The organism is Pseudomonas sp. Xaverov 83, assembly GCF_019352905.1.
GTDB lineage: Bacteria > Pseudomonadota > Gammaproteobacteria > Pseudomonadales > Pseudomonadaceae > Aquipseudomonas > Aquipseudomonas yamanorum.
In genome coordinates this window covers 1-16,363 of sequence record NZ_JAAAFU010000051.1, presented here as the reverse complement: position 1 = coordinate 16,363, position 16,363 = coordinate 1, and the positions used below count along the sequence as shown (strand labels likewise).

15 protein-coding genes are annotated in these 16,363 nt (G+C 60.5%); 4 read left to right on the top strand and 11 right to left on the bottom strand.

From position 1 onward, the window contains the following. Positions 1-15: 15 nt before the first annotated feature. Together K0H47_RS17080 and K0H47_RS17075 are read left to right on the top strand one after the other, a co-directional pair. Positions 16-915, top strand: a complete 900-nt coding sequence (locus K0H47_RS17080) for a polysaccharide deacetylase family protein (protein ID WP_063032782.1) — start codon at positions 16-18, stop codon at positions 913-915. Positions 916-1,025: 110 nt separating this feature from the next. Continuing rightward, positions 1,026-2,639, top strand: a complete 1,614-nt coding sequence (locus tag K0H47_RS17075) for a M91 family zinc metallopeptidase (protein ID WP_235616443.1) — start codon at positions 1,026-1,028, stop codon at positions 2,637-2,639. A gap of 24 nt (positions 2,640-2,663) precedes the next feature. On the opposite strand, the gene pcaC is transcribed toward K0H47_RS17075, so the two are convergent. The 11 genes from pcaC to pcaR all read right to left on the bottom strand — a co-directional run bounded on the left by pcaC (position 2,664) and on the right by pcaR (position 13,431). After that, entirely contained in the window at positions 2,664-3,062 is a 399-nt protein-coding gene (gene pcaC / locus K0H47_RS17070; protein WP_017479335.1) for a 4-carboxymuconolactone decarboxylase, read from the bottom strand. Positions 3,063-3,113: 51 nt separating this feature from the next. Continuing rightward, entirely contained in the window at positions 3,114-3,905 is a 792-nt protein-coding gene (gene pcaD / locus K0H47_RS17065; RefSeq protein WP_063032784.1) for a 3-oxoadipate enol-lactonase, read from the bottom strand. A 10-nt stretch (positions 3,906-3,915) separates the two neighbouring features. Then, complete coding sequence (locus K0H47_RS17060) at positions 3,916-5,280, bottom strand: 3-carboxy-cis,cis-muconate cycloisomerase (protein WP_177025520.1); 1,365 nt, start codon at positions 5,278-5,280, stop codon at positions 3,916-3,918. Between the two features lie 49 nt (positions 5,281-5,329). Then, on the bottom strand, positions 5,330-6,625 hold the full coding sequence (locus tag K0H47_RS17055) for an MFS family transporter (protein WP_063032788.1): 1,296 nt from the start codon (positions 6,623-6,625) through the stop codon (positions 5,330-5,332). Positions 6,626-6,805: 180 nt separating this feature from the next. Then, on the bottom strand, positions 6,806-7,372 hold the full coding sequence (gene pcaG / locus K0H47_RS17050) for a protocatechuate 3,4-dioxygenase subunit alpha (protein ID WP_017479339.1): 567 nt from the start codon (positions 7,370-7,372) through the stop codon (positions 6,806-6,808). Position 7,373: 1 nt separating this feature from the next. Beyond that, positions 7,374-8,078: a protocatechuate 3,4-dioxygenase subunit beta gene (gene pcaH / locus K0H47_RS17045; RefSeq protein ID WP_093200953.1), complete on the bottom strand. Its 705-nt coding sequence runs from the start codon at positions 8,076-8,078 to the stop codon at positions 7,374-7,376. 28 nt (positions 8,079-8,106) lie between these two features. After that, complete coding sequence (gene pcaF, locus K0H47_RS17040) at positions 8,107-9,312, bottom strand: 3-oxoadipyl-CoA thiolase (RefSeq protein WP_177070999.1); 1,206 nt, start codon at positions 9,310-9,312, stop codon at positions 8,107-8,109. Next, positions 9,309-10,091 carry a CoA-transferase subunit beta gene (locus tag K0H47_RS17035; protein ID WP_177025525.1) on the bottom strand — a complete coding sequence of 261 codons (783 nt, stop codon included), beginning with the start codon at positions 10,089-10,091 and terminating at the stop codon, positions 9,309-9,311. The genes pcaF and K0H47_RS17035 overlap by 4 nt, the downstream gene beginning before the upstream one ends. Further along, positions 10,088-10,945, bottom strand: a complete 858-nt coding sequence (locus K0H47_RS17030; RefSeq protein WP_063032796.1) for a CoA transferase subunit A — start codon at positions 10,943-10,945, stop codon at positions 10,088-10,090. Before K0H47_RS17030 ends, K0H47_RS17035 begins: the two co-directional genes overlap by 4 nt. Before the next feature lie 148 nt (positions 10,946-11,093). Further along, positions 11,094-12,440 (bottom strand): MFS transporter, encoded by a 1,347-nt coding sequence (locus tag K0H47_RS17025; RefSeq protein WP_017479343.1) that lies wholly within the window; start codon positions 12,438-12,440, stop codon positions 11,094-11,096. Between the two features lie 148 nt (positions 12,441-12,588). Then, entirely contained in the window at positions 12,589-13,431 is an 843-nt protein-coding gene (pcaR, locus tag K0H47_RS17020; RefSeq protein ID WP_003219833.1) for a pca regulon transcriptional regulator PcaR, read from the bottom strand. A gap of 676 nt (positions 13,432-14,107) precedes the next feature. Between pcaR and K0H47_RS17015 the strand changes: the two genes are divergently transcribed. Next, positions 14,108-14,308 carry a hypothetical protein gene (locus K0H47_RS17015; RefSeq protein ID WP_003219834.1) on the top strand — a complete coding sequence of 67 codons (201 nt, stop codon included), beginning with the start codon at positions 14,108-14,110 and terminating at the stop codon, positions 14,306-14,308. A gap of 311 nt (positions 14,309-14,619) precedes the next feature. Beyond that, complete coding sequence (locus tag K0H47_RS17010; RefSeq protein ID WP_063032797.1) at positions 14,620-16,095, top strand: inorganic phosphate transporter; 1,476 nt, start codon at positions 14,620-14,622, stop codon at positions 16,093-16,095. The last annotated feature ends 268 nt before the right edge of the window (positions 16,096-16,363 follow it).

Genomic DNA, 16,363 nt, shown 5'->3' with positions numbered 1-16,363 from the left:
TCTTTCGAGTCCTCCATGAAACACTTTGCCATCGTATCGGCCGCATTAGCCTTGGCCCTGAGTCTAAGCGGCTGCATCGGCCCGCCCTTGGCGCTGACACCGCAAACCGAACGACGCCTGCAAACCGAAGCGCCGATCCGTTTTTTGCTGACCTTCGACGACGGCCCCAGCGCCTCGGGTTTCATGAACCCCAGCCGCTCGGTGATGGCGGACCTGGCGAACAACCCGATACAACCGGGGATCAAGGCGGTGTTCTTTTTGCAGACCGAGGCGCCCCGCTCCGGCGGCAACCCGCGAGGTCGCAAGACCATGGAACGCGAATACGCGGCGGGTCATATCCTGGGCTTCCACACCGCGACCCCATGGCATAGCAATCATCGCTCGCAGAATCCCGCTGAGCTGGAACACTACCTCAGCCTGGGCTCGTCGACCCTCGAATCCATCACCGGCCAGCCGCCCACGCTGGTACGCCCGCCGTTCTGGAACTACGACAAGCGCACCTTCGCCGCCTATCAGCAGCACGGCATGCATGTACTGCTGACAGACCTGAGTGCAAACGATGGGGTGATCTGGGTGTTCAATGGCAGCCCCCGCCGACGGGAAAACCTGATACGCCAACTGTCAGTACTGCGCGAACGCATCGCCCGGGATGAGTTGCCGACGGTGGACGGCGTGATCCCGGTGGTGGTGACCTTCCACGACATCAACCGCTACACCGCCTGGCACTTGAAGGAATACCTGCAAATCCTGATGGACAGCGCGCGCATCAACGGCGTGCCGGTCGCTCAGCAGCCGTTCTATACCGACCGGGCAACCTTGCAGCGAGCCGCCATGGCCCGCACGGTGAAGAGCGCCGACGAAGTGGTGCATCTGCCGGGGGTGTGGAATTGGGTGTGGGACGCTGACGCTCATTAATCACCTGCGTGACAGCAGGTAACATTTGCCCCTGTCCAAGCTCGACCGACAGGGGAACCCACGCTCAACCCGCACCACACACTGGGGTATATTCGCGATGAGATACCCCCATGAACACGCCTTCGCTATTGGTTTCGCCTGCCTTTAATCAACTGTCGACATCGCCCCTGCCAGCGGCTTCCACTGCTCCCTCTGTGCAGGCCCCCGTCGTAGTCACCAGCAAATCATCCCGGTATATCGGTCACGACAGACCCCTGGATTTCATGTATTTCTCTTCCCTTTCCAAGCTCGCCGCGGATCAGAACCCCCTCGACAAAAACGAAAAAAAATACACCAACACCGACATATTGCGTCATGACCAGAATGTGAAGATTTACCAGGAAATCACCTACGTCAGCAAAGGCGGGAAGCCTGTAGGCGCTGCCGGTAACGAATTCATCATCGAGACCGCCAATCACGACGACAAGGTGGTCATCAAAAAAAGTCCGGACAACAATCTGATCGCCATCATCAACAACACGCCCTATCAACTGAACCTGCTTCGTTCCCCTGATGGCAGTGAAACCCAACCACTGCGGATCAGAACCAATGGCGGCAACGATTGCGTGCTGATCGATCCACAGGTTGATAACGATATTCGCATTGAGTTGGGCGCTGGTGACGATTACGCCCAGGCGGGCTCCGGCAATACCCGGCTATACGGCGGTGCAGGTAACGACAGGCTCAAACTCGGGAGCGGCAATGGCATCGCGATGGGCGATGATGGCGATGACCTGCTGATCGCAGGCTCAGGCAACAGCATCCTCAAAGGCAATAACGGCAACGATCGCATGCAGGCAGGCCAAGGCCTCCCTGAGCGCCGCCTGCTCATGGACGGCGGTGATGGCCACGACTTCATGATTGTCACCCGCAATGACACAAACATTCCGGCGGTCATGCACGGAGGCAAAGGTGAAAACCTGATTGTCACTCACGGCCCCGCCACGGTTTATACCGGCCGCGACAAGAACATTGTCAGGTCCGACAACGATGACACCGTTATTTACGCCAAGCCTTCGGACCAGATTCATCGCACCCCAGGTTCCACACTTGTTCACACACAACCCAGTGAGGCGGGTAAAAGTGGCTATATCGTTGAAGGCTCTACCGAGTTCAAACAACAGGTAGAAGACGATATGGAACTGCTGAGAATGTCTATGCAGGGCAAGAAGATGCTCAGTACCGCCGACGCCAAGGCTCAGCAAAACGATGCGCCCGTTCGCATCATTGAGTTTTCTGAGGATAACGGTCGTTACTTTTTCAACAACACGGCTGTTCGCAACCACTTGGCAGCCGGCAATACCCTTGAAACGCTAGAGCCCGCAGCCCGGGGCTACATCACCCATAATCAGCGCGGCGCGGTCGCTACAGGCGGGGAAATACACTACAACCCCTCCTACTCACTGGATGAAGACAGCGCCCCAGTCAACGCCCTCTACCATGAAATGGCCCATGCCTATAACGGTGCCACGGGAACCTTTCTCGAAGGCGATACCGGCATCCCGGAGAACCCCGGCGGCGAACCCAACGCCGAACGGCAAGCTGTAGGCCTGCCTACGGTTGCGCTGCCTTTTGACTTCGACAATCATCGATCAACCGAACCCACGACAACCAATCCCAAGCCCTTTACGGAAAATGCTCTCCGAGAGGAAATGGGACGCCCGTTACGCACCCAGTACACATAGCAGAAGCGTCCTGCGGGGGTTCAATCAGGCTGGATCGCGCGATTCGACCCCCAACTCATCCCACACCGACTCAGCCAAATGAAACGTCGCATTCGCCGCCGGGATCCCGCAATAGATCGCGCTCTGCATCAGCACTTCCTTGATCTCGGCGCGGGTCACGCCGTTGCTCGCGGCGGCCCGCAGGTGCAGCTTCAGCTCTTCGCTGCGGTTCATGCCGATGAGCATGGCGATGGTGATCAGGCTGCGGGTATGCCGCGGCAGGCCCGGGCGGGTCCAGATATCACCCCAGGCGTGGCGGGTGATCATTTCCTGGAACTCGCTGTTGAATTCGGTCAGGGCGTTGAGGCTGCGGTCGACGTGGGCGTCCCCCAGCACTTCACGGCGCACTTGCAGGCCGTCGGCATAACGTTGTTTCTCGTCCACAAAAAGCTCCTCATGCAACGTTGACGACAGGCACATAACCTGTGGCGATACTCAGCGGGCTAACAGAAATTCCAGCACACGGTCGCTGAACGCCGCGCCGGCCTGTACGTTGGACAGGTGCGCGGCGTAGAACTCGGCGTACTCAGCGCCCTTCACGTGCTCCTGGATAAAGTGTCCACCGGACGGCGGCGTGACCGCGTCTTCGCTGCCGGCAATCACCAGGGTCGGCGCCTTGATCGATGGCAGTTGCTCACGGAAATCCGCATCGCGCACGGCCGCGCAGTTTGCGGCATAACCTTGGGGATTGGTCGCTGCCAGCATGTCGGTGATCAGCTTGGCCTGGTCAGGATGAGCCTCGGCAAAGTCGGCGGTGAACCAGCGGGCAATCGACGCATCACGCAGGGCAACCATCGCTGCCGCACCGTCGCGCAGGACCATCTCGATCCGAGGGTTCCAGATCTCGGGCGTGCCGATTTTCGCTGCCGTGTTGCATACCACCAACCGGCGCAAACGCTCACCCGCGTTGATCCCGAGCCACTGGCCGATCAGGCCGCCCATGGACAACCCGCAGAAATGCGCGCGCTCGATTTCCAGCGCATCCAGCAGCGCCAATACGTCACGGCCCAATTGCTCGATGCTGTAGGGGCCTTCGGTGACCAGGGATTTGCCGTGGCCTCGGGTGTCGAAACGCAGCACCCGGAAGTATTTCGTGAACGCCTCGATCTGGATATCCCACATGTGCAGGTCGGTGCCCAGGGAGTTGGACAGCACCAATACCGGTGCGTCTTCGGGGCCATCGAGTTGGTAGTTCAGTTCGCCATCGGCGAGTTGTACAAATCCCACAGCAGCCTCCTCAGGCAGTCAAAGCAAAATGTTCGGCCACGGCCCGGGTAACCCAGGTGTGTGCCTGGCCCAGGTAGTGCGCCGGGTCCAGCAGACGGTCGAGTTCGGCTGCCGACAGTTCGGCAGTCACTTGGGGCTCATCCCCCAGCACCGCCCGCAGGTGGCGCCCATCGGCGACGGCGCGTTTGCAGCACTGTTCCAGCAGATGGTGCGCAGTTTCGCGGCCCAGGCGTTGGGCGAGGACGATGCTTACTGCTTCGGCCAATACCAGGCCTTGGGTCAGGTCCTGATTCTGGGCCATGCGCCCGGAATCGACTTCCAGCCCTTCACTCACCAGCAGCGCCTGATGCAATGCACCGGATACCAGCCGGCAAATTTCCGGCAAGGTTTCCCATTCGGCATGCCACAAGCCCAGGCTGCGTTCGTGCTCCTGGGGCATGGCGCTGAACATCGTCGCCACCAGGCCCGGCACGCGGGTAGCGGCGCTGATCAGCACGGCCGCGCCCACCGGGTTGCGCTTGTGGGGCATGGTCGAAGAGCCGCCCTTGCCGGGGGCTGAGGGTTCGAACACTTCCGCCGCTTCGGTCTGCATCAGCAGGCTGATGTCGCGGCCCAGTTTGCCGAGACTACCGGCGATCAGGCCAAGCACCGAGGCAAACTCCACCAGACGATCGCGCTGGGTGTGCCAAGGTTGCTCCGGCAGGCCCAGCTGCAACTCGGCCGCCAAGGCTTGCGCCACCGGCATCGCCTGTTCGCCAAGGGCTGCCAGGGTTCCGGAAGCACCGCCAAATTGCAGCACCAGCAAACGCGGCTTGAGCTCACTCAGGCGCTGCCGACTTCGGGTGACTGCGCCGAGCCAGCCGGCGATTTTCATGCCCAGGGTGACCGGCGTCGCATGTTGCAGCCACGTCCGGCCAGCCAAAGGAGTTGTCCCATAGCGCTGAGCCTGGGCGGCAAGAATGTCACCCAACCGCGCCAGATCGTGTTCGATCAACTCGACAGCGCTGCGCAGTTGCAGCACCAGGCCGGTGTCCATCACATCCTGACTGGTAGCGCCCAGATGCACATAACGTTCCGCGCCGGCATCTTCGCTGGCGATCAATTTGCCGAGGGCCTTGACCAACGGAATCGCCGAATTGCCCGCCGTGGCAATCGCCTCGCCGAGGGCATCCACGTCGTAGAGAGAAGCCAGGCAGGCCTGGGCAATCGGTGCGACGGCCGCTTGCGGGATCAACCCGACCTGAGCCTCGGCCCGGGCCAGTGCCGCTTCGAAATCCAGCATGCCCTGCAAGCGCCCTTGGTCGCAGAACACTTCGGCCATGCTGTTGGCAGTGAAATAGGCGTCGAACAGTTGGTTGCTCGTGCGCATCGTCATAAAACATCCCTAGGTGGCGCATACCCGAAGAGGGGCATGCGCCAGCCGGTTACAGATCGTGGTGCAAGTACGCCGCCTCTTTGGGCAAGCGCAAGCTGAACAGGAACGCCACCGCCATCATCGCCGTGACGTACCAGTAGAAGGTGTTCTCCATGCCCATGGACTTGAGACCCAAAGCCACGTACTCCGCCGAACCACCGAAGATCGCGTTCGCCACCGCATACGCCAGGCCCACGCCCAATGCACGCACTTGTGGCGGGAACATCTCGGCTTTCACCAGGCCGCTGATGGAGGTGTAGAAGCTCACGATGGCCAGGGCCAGGGTGATCAACACAAAGGCCAGGAACGGACTGCTGACGGTTTTCAGGGTCAACAGGATCGGCACAGTGCACAGCGTGCCCAGGGCACCGAACCACAGCATCGAGTTACGGCGGCCAATCTTGTCCGCCAGCATGCCGAACACCGGCTGCATGCACATGTAGAAGAACAGCGCGCCGGTCATGATGTAGCTGGCGGTCTTGGCGTGCATCCCGGCGGTGTTCACCAGGTACTTCTGCATGTAGGTGGTGAACGTGTAGAAAATCAGCGAACCGCCGGCGGTGTAGCCGAGCACGGTGATAAACGCGGCCTTGTGATCGCGGAACAGCGCGGCAATGCTGCCGGCGTCCTTGTCTTCACGCATTTCCTTGCTGGTGGTTTCTTTCAGGGTGCGACGCAGCAGCAGCGAGATCACCGCCGCAATGGCGCCGATCACAAACGGAATCCGCCAGCCCCAGGCCCGCAGTTCATCTTCGGTGAGTATCTGTTGCAGGATCACCACCACCAACACCGCCAGCAGTTGCCCGCCGATCAGGGTCACGTACTGGAACGAGGCAAAGAACCCGCGCTGGCCCTTGAGCGCCACTTCACTCATATAGGTAGCGGTAGTGCCGTATTCGCCGCCTACCGACAGGCCCTGGAACAACCGGGCCACCAGCAGCAAGGCCGGGGCCCAGGCGCCGATGTCTTTATAGGTGGGCAAAAAGGCGATGACCAGGGAGCCGGCGCACATCATCAGCACCGAGATCATCATCGAATTCTTGCGACCGTGTTTATCCGCCACCCGGCCGAACAGCCAGCCGCCGATGGGGCGCATCAGGAAGCCGGCGGCGAACACGCCAGCGGTGTTGAGCAGTTGCACGGTGGGGTCGTCCGACGGGAAAAACGCCGGGGCGAAATAGATGGCGCAGAAGGCATAGACGTAGAAGTCGAACCATTCGACGAGGTTGCCGGAAGAGGCACCGACAATCGCAAAAATCCTTTTGCTGCGTTCTTCTCCGGTGTAGTGGCTGGTTTTTGTTGTCATGTTTTTTCACTCAGTGGGAACGGTTATAGCCTAGACATACTTTGCAACAACCATGTTCCGCAAGCAGACTTTTGGATATTTGTTGCCTGTGCCGGCCTCATTGCGGGCAAACCCGGCTCCCACATTTGGAATGCATTCCCCTGTGGGAGCCGGCTTGCCTGCGACAGGTCCCCAGCCAACTCAATAATCGAAGAACACCGTCTCCTCGTCTGTGCCCTGCAAAATCACATTCCACTGATACACACCCGTCGCATCCGCCTTGGCGATCAACGTGCGCCGGCGTTCCTGCGGCACACACGCCAACAGCGCGTCATCGCCATTCGCCGCCTCACCGTCAAAGTAAATCCGCGTCAGCAGGTGCTTCACCAACCCACGGGCAAACACCAGCACCACCAAATGCGGCGCCTGGGTCGTGCCCTTCAACCCCGGCACACTGCCCGGCTTGATGGTGGTAAACCTGAAACGCCCTTCGGCATCCACCGGCACCCGGCCAAAGCCTTCGAAGTTCGGGTCCACCGGCTTGTCCTGCTCATCCTCAGGATGGTCGTACTTGCCGGCCGCATTGGCCTGCCAGACTTCCAGCATGGCGTCGTTGACCACATCGCCGTTGCCATCCACCACCTGCCCGGTGATCGCCACGCGCTCACCGAGGGTGGCGGCAACGGTGAGGTCTTCGCGGTTCAGCCAGGTCAGGCCGATGTGGTAATACGGCCCGACGGTGTGGGAAGTAGTCGCGTTGAGGCTCATCTCATTTCTCCATCGGCGTGGCGTCGCGGCCGCGCAGGACGATGTCCCAGCGGTAGCCGAGGGCATAGTGCGGAATGGTTTTTTCCAGGTCGAAACTGGCGATCAGGCGTTCCTTGGCGGACGTGTCCGGGACGCAGTTGTAGATCGGGTCGTAGGCCAGCAGCGGGTCGCCGGGGAAATACATCTGCGTCACCAACCGCGTCAGCACACTCGGGCCGAACAGCGAGAAGTGGATGTGCGCCGGGCGCCACGCGTTGTGGTGGTTGCCCCACGGGTAGGCGCCGGGCTTGATGGTCTGGAACTGGTACCAGCCCTCGGCGTCGGTGACCGTGCGCCCGGTACCGGTGAAATTCGGGTCCAGCGGCGCGTCGTGCTGGTCGCGCTTGTGGTTGTAGCGGCCGGCAGCATTGGCCTGCCAGATTTCCACGAGGATGCCGGGAACGGGCAAGCCGTTTTCATCCAGCACGCGCCCGTGAATGATGATGCGTTCGCCCTGGGGCTCGCCTTCATGCTGGGCGGTCAGGTCGTTGTCCTTCTCGTTGATGCGCTCGGCGCCGATAGTCGGGCCGGTGATTTCCGACAAGGAATGGGGCAGGAACACCAACGGCTTGGACGGCGAACGCAGGTTCGTCGACTGGTAGGCCGGGTGCAGGTAATCAGGCTGAGTACCCGCTTGCGGGCGCCGGTATCCGGGCTTGTCACTCATGGAGCAATCCTCTTTCTTCTTGTGGGTCTCAAACGCGTTCGATCGCCAGGGCCAAGCCTTGGCCAACACCAACACACATGGTCGCCAGGCCTTTGCTGCCACCGGTTTTTTCCAACTGATGCAGAGCAGTCAGTACCAAACGCGCGCCGCTCATGCCTAGCGGATGGCCAAGGGCAATGGCGCCACCGTTCGGGTTGACCTGCGGCGCGTCGTCGGCAATCCCCAGTTCACGCAGTACGGCCAGGCCCTGGCTGGCGAAGGCTTCGTTGAGCTCGATCACATCAAAATCGGTGACCGCCAGGCCCAGGCGCTCCACCAGTTTGCGCACCGCCGGCACCGGGCCGATGCCCATGACGCGAGGCGCCACACCGGCGCTGGCCATGCCCAGCACACGAGCGCGGGCGGTCAGGCCATGTTTTTTGACGGCTTCAGCGGAGGCCAGGATCAGTGCTGCGGCGCCGTCGTTCACACCCGAGGCGTTGCCCGCAGTGACAGTCTTGTCAGGGCCGTTGACCGGCTTGAGTTTGGCCAGGGCTTCCAAAGTGGTATCGGCCCGCGGATGCTCGTCGTGCTCGACCAGGGTTTCGCCTTTTTTATGGGCGACACGCACCGGCACGATTTCTTCGGCGAAGAATCCCGCAGCCTGTGCAACAGCGGTACGTTGCTGGCTGCGCAGGGCGAAGGCGTCCTGATCGGCGCGGGAGACTTTGTAATCGTCGGCCACGTTGTCGGCGGTTTGCGGCATCGGATCGACGCCGTACTGGGCCTTCATCAACGGGTTGATGAAACGCCAGCCGATGGTGGTGTCTTCCAGCTTCATGTTGCGCGAGAACGCCGCATCAGCCTTGCCCATCACAAACGGTGCGCGGGACATCGACTCAACACCACCGGCAATCGCCAGCTCCATTTCGCCGCTGGCGATGGCGCGGAAAGCCGTGCCGATCGCGTCCATGCCCGAGGCGCACAGGCGGTTCAGGGTGACGCCGGGAATGCTTTCCGGAAGGCCCGCCAACAATGCTGCCATGCGCGCCACGTTGCGGTTGTCTTCGCCGGCCTGGTTGGCGCAGCCGAGGAACACTTCATCCACCGCGTTCCAGTCCACCGATGGGTTGCGTTCCATCAGCGCCTTGATCGGCAGTGCCGCCAGATCATCGGCACGCACGGTGGACAAGCCACCGCCAAAACGGCCGATGGGGGTACGAATGGCGTCACAGATAAATACGTCGCGCATCAGGCTTCTCCGGGGGCTTGGCCGTGGGCCGCAGCAGTGCGTGCCTCAAGGTCGCGCAGGGCGGTCAGTTCAATCTCGGTAGGTTCGGCGCTGGTGGTCACCTGGTCGGCAAAACGAATCGCCCAACCGGTGGCGGCTACCACTTGCTCACGGGTTACGCCGGGGTGCAGGGCGGTGACGATAAACTCGTGGCTGCCCTCCTCCGGTTCCATGATGCACAGGTCGGTAATGATGCCTACCGGACCGGCGCCTGGCAGACCCAGGCGCTTACGTGAGTCGCCGCCTTCGCCGTGGCCAACCGAGGTGATGAAGTCCAGCTTGTCGACAAACGAACGCGCCGACTGCTTGAGGATGATCAGCACGCTCTTGGCGGAGCCGGCGATCTCCGGCGCGCCACCGGCACCCGGCAGGCGCACTTTGGGCTGGTGATAATCACCGACCACGGTGGTATTGATATTGCCGAAACGGTCGACCTGAGCCGCACCGAGGAAGCCGACGTCAATGCGCCCGCCCTGCAGCCAGTAGCGAAAAATCTCACCGGTAGGCACCACGGTGTCAGCGGTTTCCGCCAGCTCGCCGTCGCCGATGGACAGCGGTAGCACGGATGGCTTGGCGCCAATCGGGCCGGACTCATAGATCAGCACCACATCCGGCGACGACGTCAGGCGCGCCAGGTTGGCAGCCTTGGAAGGCAGGCCGATGCCAACGAAGCACACCGAACCGTTCTTCAGGCGGCGCGCGGCGGCGACGGTCATCATTTCATTGGTGGAGTAAGCCATTATTTGGCCTCCTGCGCGGTGGCCAGCTTGGCCTGGAATTCACTGAAGTTGGCGGTGCCGTGGATGTATTCGTTGATCCACGCAGTAAACGTCTCACGGTCCCGGGCGATCGGGTCCCAGGCCTGGTAGAAGCGGTTGTCACGCTCGGTGTAACCGTGGGCGTAGGACGGATGCGCGCCACCCGGCACATGACACACGGCAGTCAGGGCCCAGGTCGGCAGGACGCAGGCGTTCATCGGTGCCTTGAGGTCATCGACGATTTCTTCGACGGTGACGATGCAGCGCTTGGCCGCCAGGGCCGCTTCTTTCTGCACCCCGAGGATGCCCCAGAGCAGCACATTGCCCTTGCGGTCAGCCTTTTGTGCGTGGATCACGGTGATGTCCGGGCGCACCGATGGCACGGCAGCCAGCACTTCGCCGGTGAAGGGGCAAGTCACGGTCTTGATCAGCGGGTTGACCTTGGGCAGGTCGGAACCGGCGTAGGCCCGCAGCACCGCGAATGGCAGGCCGGAGGCACCGGCGACGTAGGCATTGGCCAGGTCGGCGTGGCTGTGTTCTTCGATCTCCAGCGGTTGCGGCCATTGCTTTTCAACCGCGTCCCGCAGGCGATGCAGGGAGCCCACGCCCGGGTTGCCGCCCCAGGAGAAAATCAGCTTGCGTGCACAGCCGGCGCCGATCAACTGGTCGTAGATCAGGTCAGGCGTCATGCGCACCAGGGTCAGGTCTTTCTTGCCCTGACGAATGATTTCATGACCTGCCGCCGTAGGGATCAGGTGAGTAAAGCCTTCGAGTGCAACGGTGTCGCCGTCATTCACGAACTGCTTGACCGCATCAGCCAGCGAAAGGATTTCAGCCATGGGGTTGGGCTCCCGGTATCGATCGAAAAAGGCGCTGGGGGCAGCGCCGAAGTGCTTGAAGATTAAGCCGGGGGTTGAGGCCAAACAATCCGATAATCGACTGAGTGTTCGATTATCGAACGGATTGTTGTCTTGCTATCGGTCCGCCTCAGGTGGCGTCCGCATGACTGACCATGCCCTTGATCACCACCGCGGTGGTAGCCAATGCCGCTGGTATCACCAGTGCCGTCAGCACCTGTTCGAAGTTCCAGCCCAGGCCCAGCAAGGTTGCGCCCATCCATGCACCGAGGATCGCGCCAAAACGGCCGATGCCGAGCATCCACGACACACCGGTGGCACGGCCCTGGGTCGGGTAGAAGCGTGCGGCCAACGATGGCATCGCCGATTGCGCACCGTTGACGCACATACCGGCGATCAGCACCAGGGTCGCCAGCAGCGTGATATTGCCCAGGCTCTGCCCCACCGCGTAGGCAAACACCCCGGCCAGCAGATAGAAGGTGCCGATGACCTTGTGGGGATTGAACCGATCCATCGCCCAGCCCACGCCGACTGCGCTTAGCACGCCGCCGAACTGGAATAACGCACCGATAAATGCGGCCTGTTCCATGCTGGCGCCGCTGTCACGCATGAGGGTCGGCAGCCAACTGGTCAGCAGGTAAACAATCACCAGGCCCATGAAATAAGTCAGCCACAACAACAAGGTGCCGGCGCTGTAGGTGCCCGAGAAAATCACCGCGAACACGTTGCGCGCCTTGACGGTTTTTTGCTCGGGTACGCTGAAGCTTGAGGCTTGGGCGACGATGCTGGGCTCGATGGGCGCGAGGGTCTTGCGCACCTTGTCGGTGCCGCGATTGCGCACCACCAGGTAACGCGCCGACTCCGGCAGCCAGAACAGCAACACCACCGCGAGGATCAACGGCAAGATGCCGCCGATCATCAGCAGGCTGTGCCAGCCAAAGGCCGGGATCAACTTGGCCGAGATAAACCCACCACCGGCCATGCCCAGGTTGAAGCCGCAGAACATGCTGGTCACCAGCAGCGACTTATGGCGCTCCGGGGTGTATTCGGAGAGCAGCGTCGTGGCATTCGGCATGCCCGCGCCCAGGCCCAGGCCGGTGAGGAAACGCAGGATCAGCAGTTGATCGACGTTGCTGCTGTAGGCCGATGCCAGGCTGAAGGCACCAAACACCAATACCGCCCCCACCAGCACCACCTTGCGCCCGAAGCGGTCGGCGAGCGGGCCGGAGCCGAGGGCGCCAAAGACCATGCCGATCAACGCGGCGCTCATCACCGGACCGAGACTGGCGCGGTCGATGCCCCAGTCCTGGGACAGCGCCGGGGCAATAAAGCCCATGGCGGCCGTGTCGAGGCCGTCGAGGAAGACGATGAGAAAACACAGGATCACCACCCGCCACTGATACCGCGACAGCGGCTGGGCGTTGATGAAGGACTGAACGTCCAGGCAAGTACCGACAGCAGGTGAAGGCTGATTCATTATTTTTATTTCCACACCGATGGGCGGGCGAACGACCTTGAGTCGTCATTATTATTGGGGCGGCGCCTTGAAGCGCTGCCGCACATTAATAAGCCTTGGGAAACACCGTCAATTCGTCCAGCCGGGATCTGTGCGGTCACCGAACAGCTTACGCAAACAGCTGGGCACTCAGCTCCTGGCTGGCGCTGAGCATGCTTGGCAGAAAACGCTGCTCCAGCTCACTGCGGCTGACCCGCCCGGCATGGGTGCTGACGTTCAGCGCGGCCAGCACCTGGCCGGAGGCGTCGTACACCGGCACGGCGATGGAACGCAGGCCCTGTTCCAGTTCCTGGTCGACAATGCACCAGCCTTGTTGCCGCACTTCCTGCAGGCATTCGAGCAAGGCTTGCGGGGTGGTGAGGGTGCGACTGGTCTTGGTTTGCAGGTCGGCGTGGTCGAGGTAGTCCTGCAGCGAGGCGTCATCCAGCGCCGCCAGCAGGATACGGCCCATGGAGGTGCAGTAGGCCGGAAGACGGCCGCCCACGGAAAGGTCGACAGAAATCAGGCGCTGGGTGGTGGCGGAGCGGGCAATGTAGAGGATGTCATCGCCTTCCAGGGTCGCCATGTTGCAGGCTTCGTGGAGTTGTTCGCTCATGCGGTCCAGGTAGGGCTGGGCGGAAACCGCCAGGGGCGTGGACGACAGGTACGCGTGGCCGAGGGTCAACACCTTGGGCAGCAGCGAATAGGTACGCCCGTCGGTGGTGGCGTAGCCGAGTTTGATCAGGGTATGCAGGCAACGGCGTACGGCGGCGCGGGGAATTTCCGTGCGGTGGCTGATCTGGGCGATGGTCAGGTGGCGCTTGCGTTCCTGGAACGCCTGCACCACGGCCAGGCCACGGGCCAGAGAGGTCATGAAGTCCGGATCACCGGTAAACGCCTGGATACGCTTGGCCGGTGACGCAACGATCGGCGGCGCCACTGATGCGAAGGAGTTGCGCAATTGATCGTTCATTTGGGGTCCTTTCTCTTATTTTTAACCGCTGCGGGGGTGAGCGCTATTACAAGCCGCCGTGCAATTGATACACAAGGCAGCGAGGCCAACATTGGGCGATTATCGGACGACCATTCGATTATCGCAATTTTTCACTGCCGGCTGGTGTCGGATCCGGATCGTCCACCAGGGTGGCTTCTCAAGCGACTTTCAGAATCGACTGATGTACGAGAGAAGTTAAGATTTATTTACCGCGTTTAGAAAGCTTCACCATTTATGACGCCAATAGTTCAGCAAGTACCTCACCTGCGCGCGTAACAAAACTCTCACACAAAGTTGACGATTTTTAACTTGATCGCGATAGTGTTATTCAAACGCGTCGCTATAATGCATCCTGTGTAGAGGCCAGTCGTCTCGCCCTCGAGGACGAACCTCACCCAGCCGTGTACCGGCTTTGTGCAAGCTGCGCCGCAAGTACCTGACACTCATTTCAAATGCCTGCCAACTGCTTGTGGTTGTGAACAAGAAAACTGTTGCTACGACAGCTGTTCTTCTCCGGCATCGTGGCCGCGTGCAATAAAGAAGTGGTTTTTCCTGTATACCTTCACACGCTGATCTTTCGGGTTGATGGTATACCGGGGCGACTTCCCGGCATCGCGCTTCGCCGGAATCAAACTCAACTCAATTAGGTAACAATGTGACGAAAGACGAACTGCGCGCGGAACTTGAGCGCCAGGAACAACGTTACAAGGATGTTTACGGCGGGGAAGTCACCACCTACGCCGCCCAACCAGAACCTGAACGCAAGCCATGGCGCAAACGAGCCAGTCTGCTCGACCAGGCCTTTGCCCAGGAAATCCAAAAGATTGAACAGGACCTCAAAGCCGAAGAGCCATAAGCGATTCGGATTGAGCTTCCAGAGGTGCCATCTCTCTGCCAGTACCGCGCTGGCGGAGGGAAGCGCCTATATGGCGTCTTACCGAAATTTCATACAATTGTTTCAGATGCTTCCTTCCAGCGGTATAAGCCGCACATTTAAAGCATCCTCCTTGTAAATCAACCACTTGCCAAAGCCCCGAAAACACCGGGATGCGCCCCTCCCCGCCATTTTTTTTCGTTGAAGAATGTTACCGATGAGCAGCTAGTGCATTGATTACCGATGTTTTCTGGCATAATCGCGCCCCCTTACGACCGGGTCAGAAAACCTTCATGATCGATTTATTCAGCGGACTGGATGCTTGGGTTCTAGTGAGCCTGTTGCTCGCCCTGGCCTTTGTCCTCGCCTTCGAGTTCATCAATGGCTTTCATGACACCGCTAACGCGGTTGCCACAGTCATCTATACCAAAGCCATGCCTCCGCATCTGGCCGTGTTCTTCTCCGGGGTGTTCAACTTCCTCGGCGTGTTGCTCGGCGGTGTCGGTGTTGCATATGCCATCGTGCACTTGCTGCCGGTGGAGTTGCTGATCAATGTGAACACCGGCCACGGTCTGGCCATGGTCTTCTCATTATTGGCCGCGGCGATCACCTGGAACCTCGGCACCTGGTATTTCGGGATCCCGGCGTCCAGTTCCCACACCCTGATCGGCTCGATCCTCGGTGTCGGCCTGGCCAACGCCCTGATCAACGACATTCCCCTGGCTGACGGCGTGAACTGGCAGAAAGCGATCGATATCGGTGCCTCGCTGGTGTTCTCGCCGATGGCCGGTTTCGTGGTGGCAGCCCTGGTGCTGCTCGGCCTGAAGTGGTGGCGCCCGCTGTCAAAGATGCACAAGACACCGGACCAGCGCCGCAAGCTCGACGACAAGAAGCACCCGCCGTTCTGGAACCGCCTGGTACTGGTGATTTCGGCAATGGCCGTGAGCTTCGTGCACGGCTCCAACGATGGTCAGAAAGGTATCGGCCTGATCATGCTGGTGTTGATTGGTATCGTCCCGGCGCAGTTCGTACTGGACTTGGGCAGCACCACTTACCAGATCGAGCGTACCCGCGACGCGACGCTGCACTTGAATCAGTTCTACCAGCGTAATCACGAAACCCTCGGTGAGTTCCTCGCTCTGGGCAAGAGTGTGAAAGACGATTTGCCGGGCAAGTTCCAGTGCAATCCGCAGCAGACTGAACCGACCATCAACGCCCTGCTGGATACATTGAAGGGTGTCTCTGACTACCATTCGCTGACTGCCGAGCACCGCATTGAAGTGCGTCGTTATCTGTTGTGCCTGGATGACACCGCGAAGAAGGTGGGCAAGTTGCCTGGCCTGGAAGCGCGTGAGAAGTCGGACCTGGACAAGTTGCGCAAGGATCTGACGGCTACTACCGAATATGCACCGTTCTGGGTGATCCTGGCGGTAGCGCTGGCCTTGGGCCTGGGCACCATGGTGGGCTGGAAGCGTGTGGTGTTGACAATTGGTGAGAAGATCGGCAAGCAAGGGATGACGTATGCCCAGGGCATGTCGGCGCAGATCACCACGGCCAGCATGATTGGTTTGGCTAACATCTTTAGCCTGCCGGTTTCCACGACCCATGTGTTGTCTTCGGGTGTGGCCGGGACCATGGTGGCTAACAAGAGTGGGCTGCAAGGCGGCACCGTTAAGACCATTTTGATGGCTTGGGTGTTGACCTTGCCGGCGACTGTGGGCCTTTCGGCCGGGTTGTTCTGGTTGGCTTCCAAGGCTTTGGGTAGCTGACAGATCTTTGGCTTGTGAAGAAGGTGCGACCTGTGAGGGTCGTGCCTTTTTTTGTGGCTGGGGTTTGGGTGTATATCCGTTATTTGGGTGATGGCCACTTATGGTTCCGCTCTTACAGCGGCTCACTTTTGAAGAGCGCAAAAGTAAGCAAAACGCTCATGCCCCACCACTCGGCACCTCGCTTAGGCTCGGTGTGCCCACTCCGGCTTTGGACCGTGGGCCGCCGCGATGGGCCATCCTTGGCCCAGCGCGGCTAACCCGGCGTCCT

Excerpts from the sequence above, each read along its gene's own strand:
- K0H47_RS17080 (WP_063032782.1), top strand. The coding sequence starts at position 16 with ATGAAACACTTTGCCATCGTATCGGCCGCATTAGCCTTGGCCCTGAGT.
- K0H47_RS17075 (WP_235616443.1), top strand. The coding sequence starts at position 1,026 with ATGAACACGCCTTCGCTATTGGTTTCGCCTGCCTTTAATCAACTGTCG.
- K0H47_RS17060 (WP_177025520.1), bottom strand. The coding sequence starts at position 5,280 with ATGACGATGCGCACGAGCAACCAACTGTTCGACGCCTATTTCACTGCC.
- K0H47_RS17055 (WP_063032788.1), bottom strand. The coding sequence starts at position 6,625 with ATGACAACAAAAACCAGCCACTACACCGGAGAAGAACGCAGCAAAAGG.
- pcaG (WP_017479339.1), bottom strand. The coding sequence starts at position 7,372 with ATGAGCCTCAACGCGACTACTTCCCACACCGTCGGGCCGTATTACCAC.
- pcaH (WP_093200953.1), bottom strand. The coding sequence starts at position 8,078 with ATGAGTGACAAGCCCGGATACCGGCGCCCGCAAGCGGGTACTCAGCCT.
- K0H47_RS17030 (WP_063032796.1), bottom strand. The coding sequence starts at position 10,945 with ATGGCTGAAATCCTTTCGCTGGCTGATGCGGTCAAGCAGTTCGTGAAT.
- K0H47_RS17025 (WP_017479343.1), bottom strand. The coding sequence starts at position 12,440 with ATGAATCAGCCTTCACCTGCTGTCGGTACTTGCCTGGACGTTCAGTCC.
- pcaR (WP_003219833.1), bottom strand. The coding sequence starts at position 13,431 with ATGAACGATCAATTGCGCAACTCCTTCGCATCAGTGGCGCCGCCGATC.
- K0H47_RS17010 (WP_063032797.1), top strand. The coding sequence starts at position 14,620 with ATGATCGATTTATTCAGCGGACTGGATGCTTGGGTTCTAGTGAGCCTG.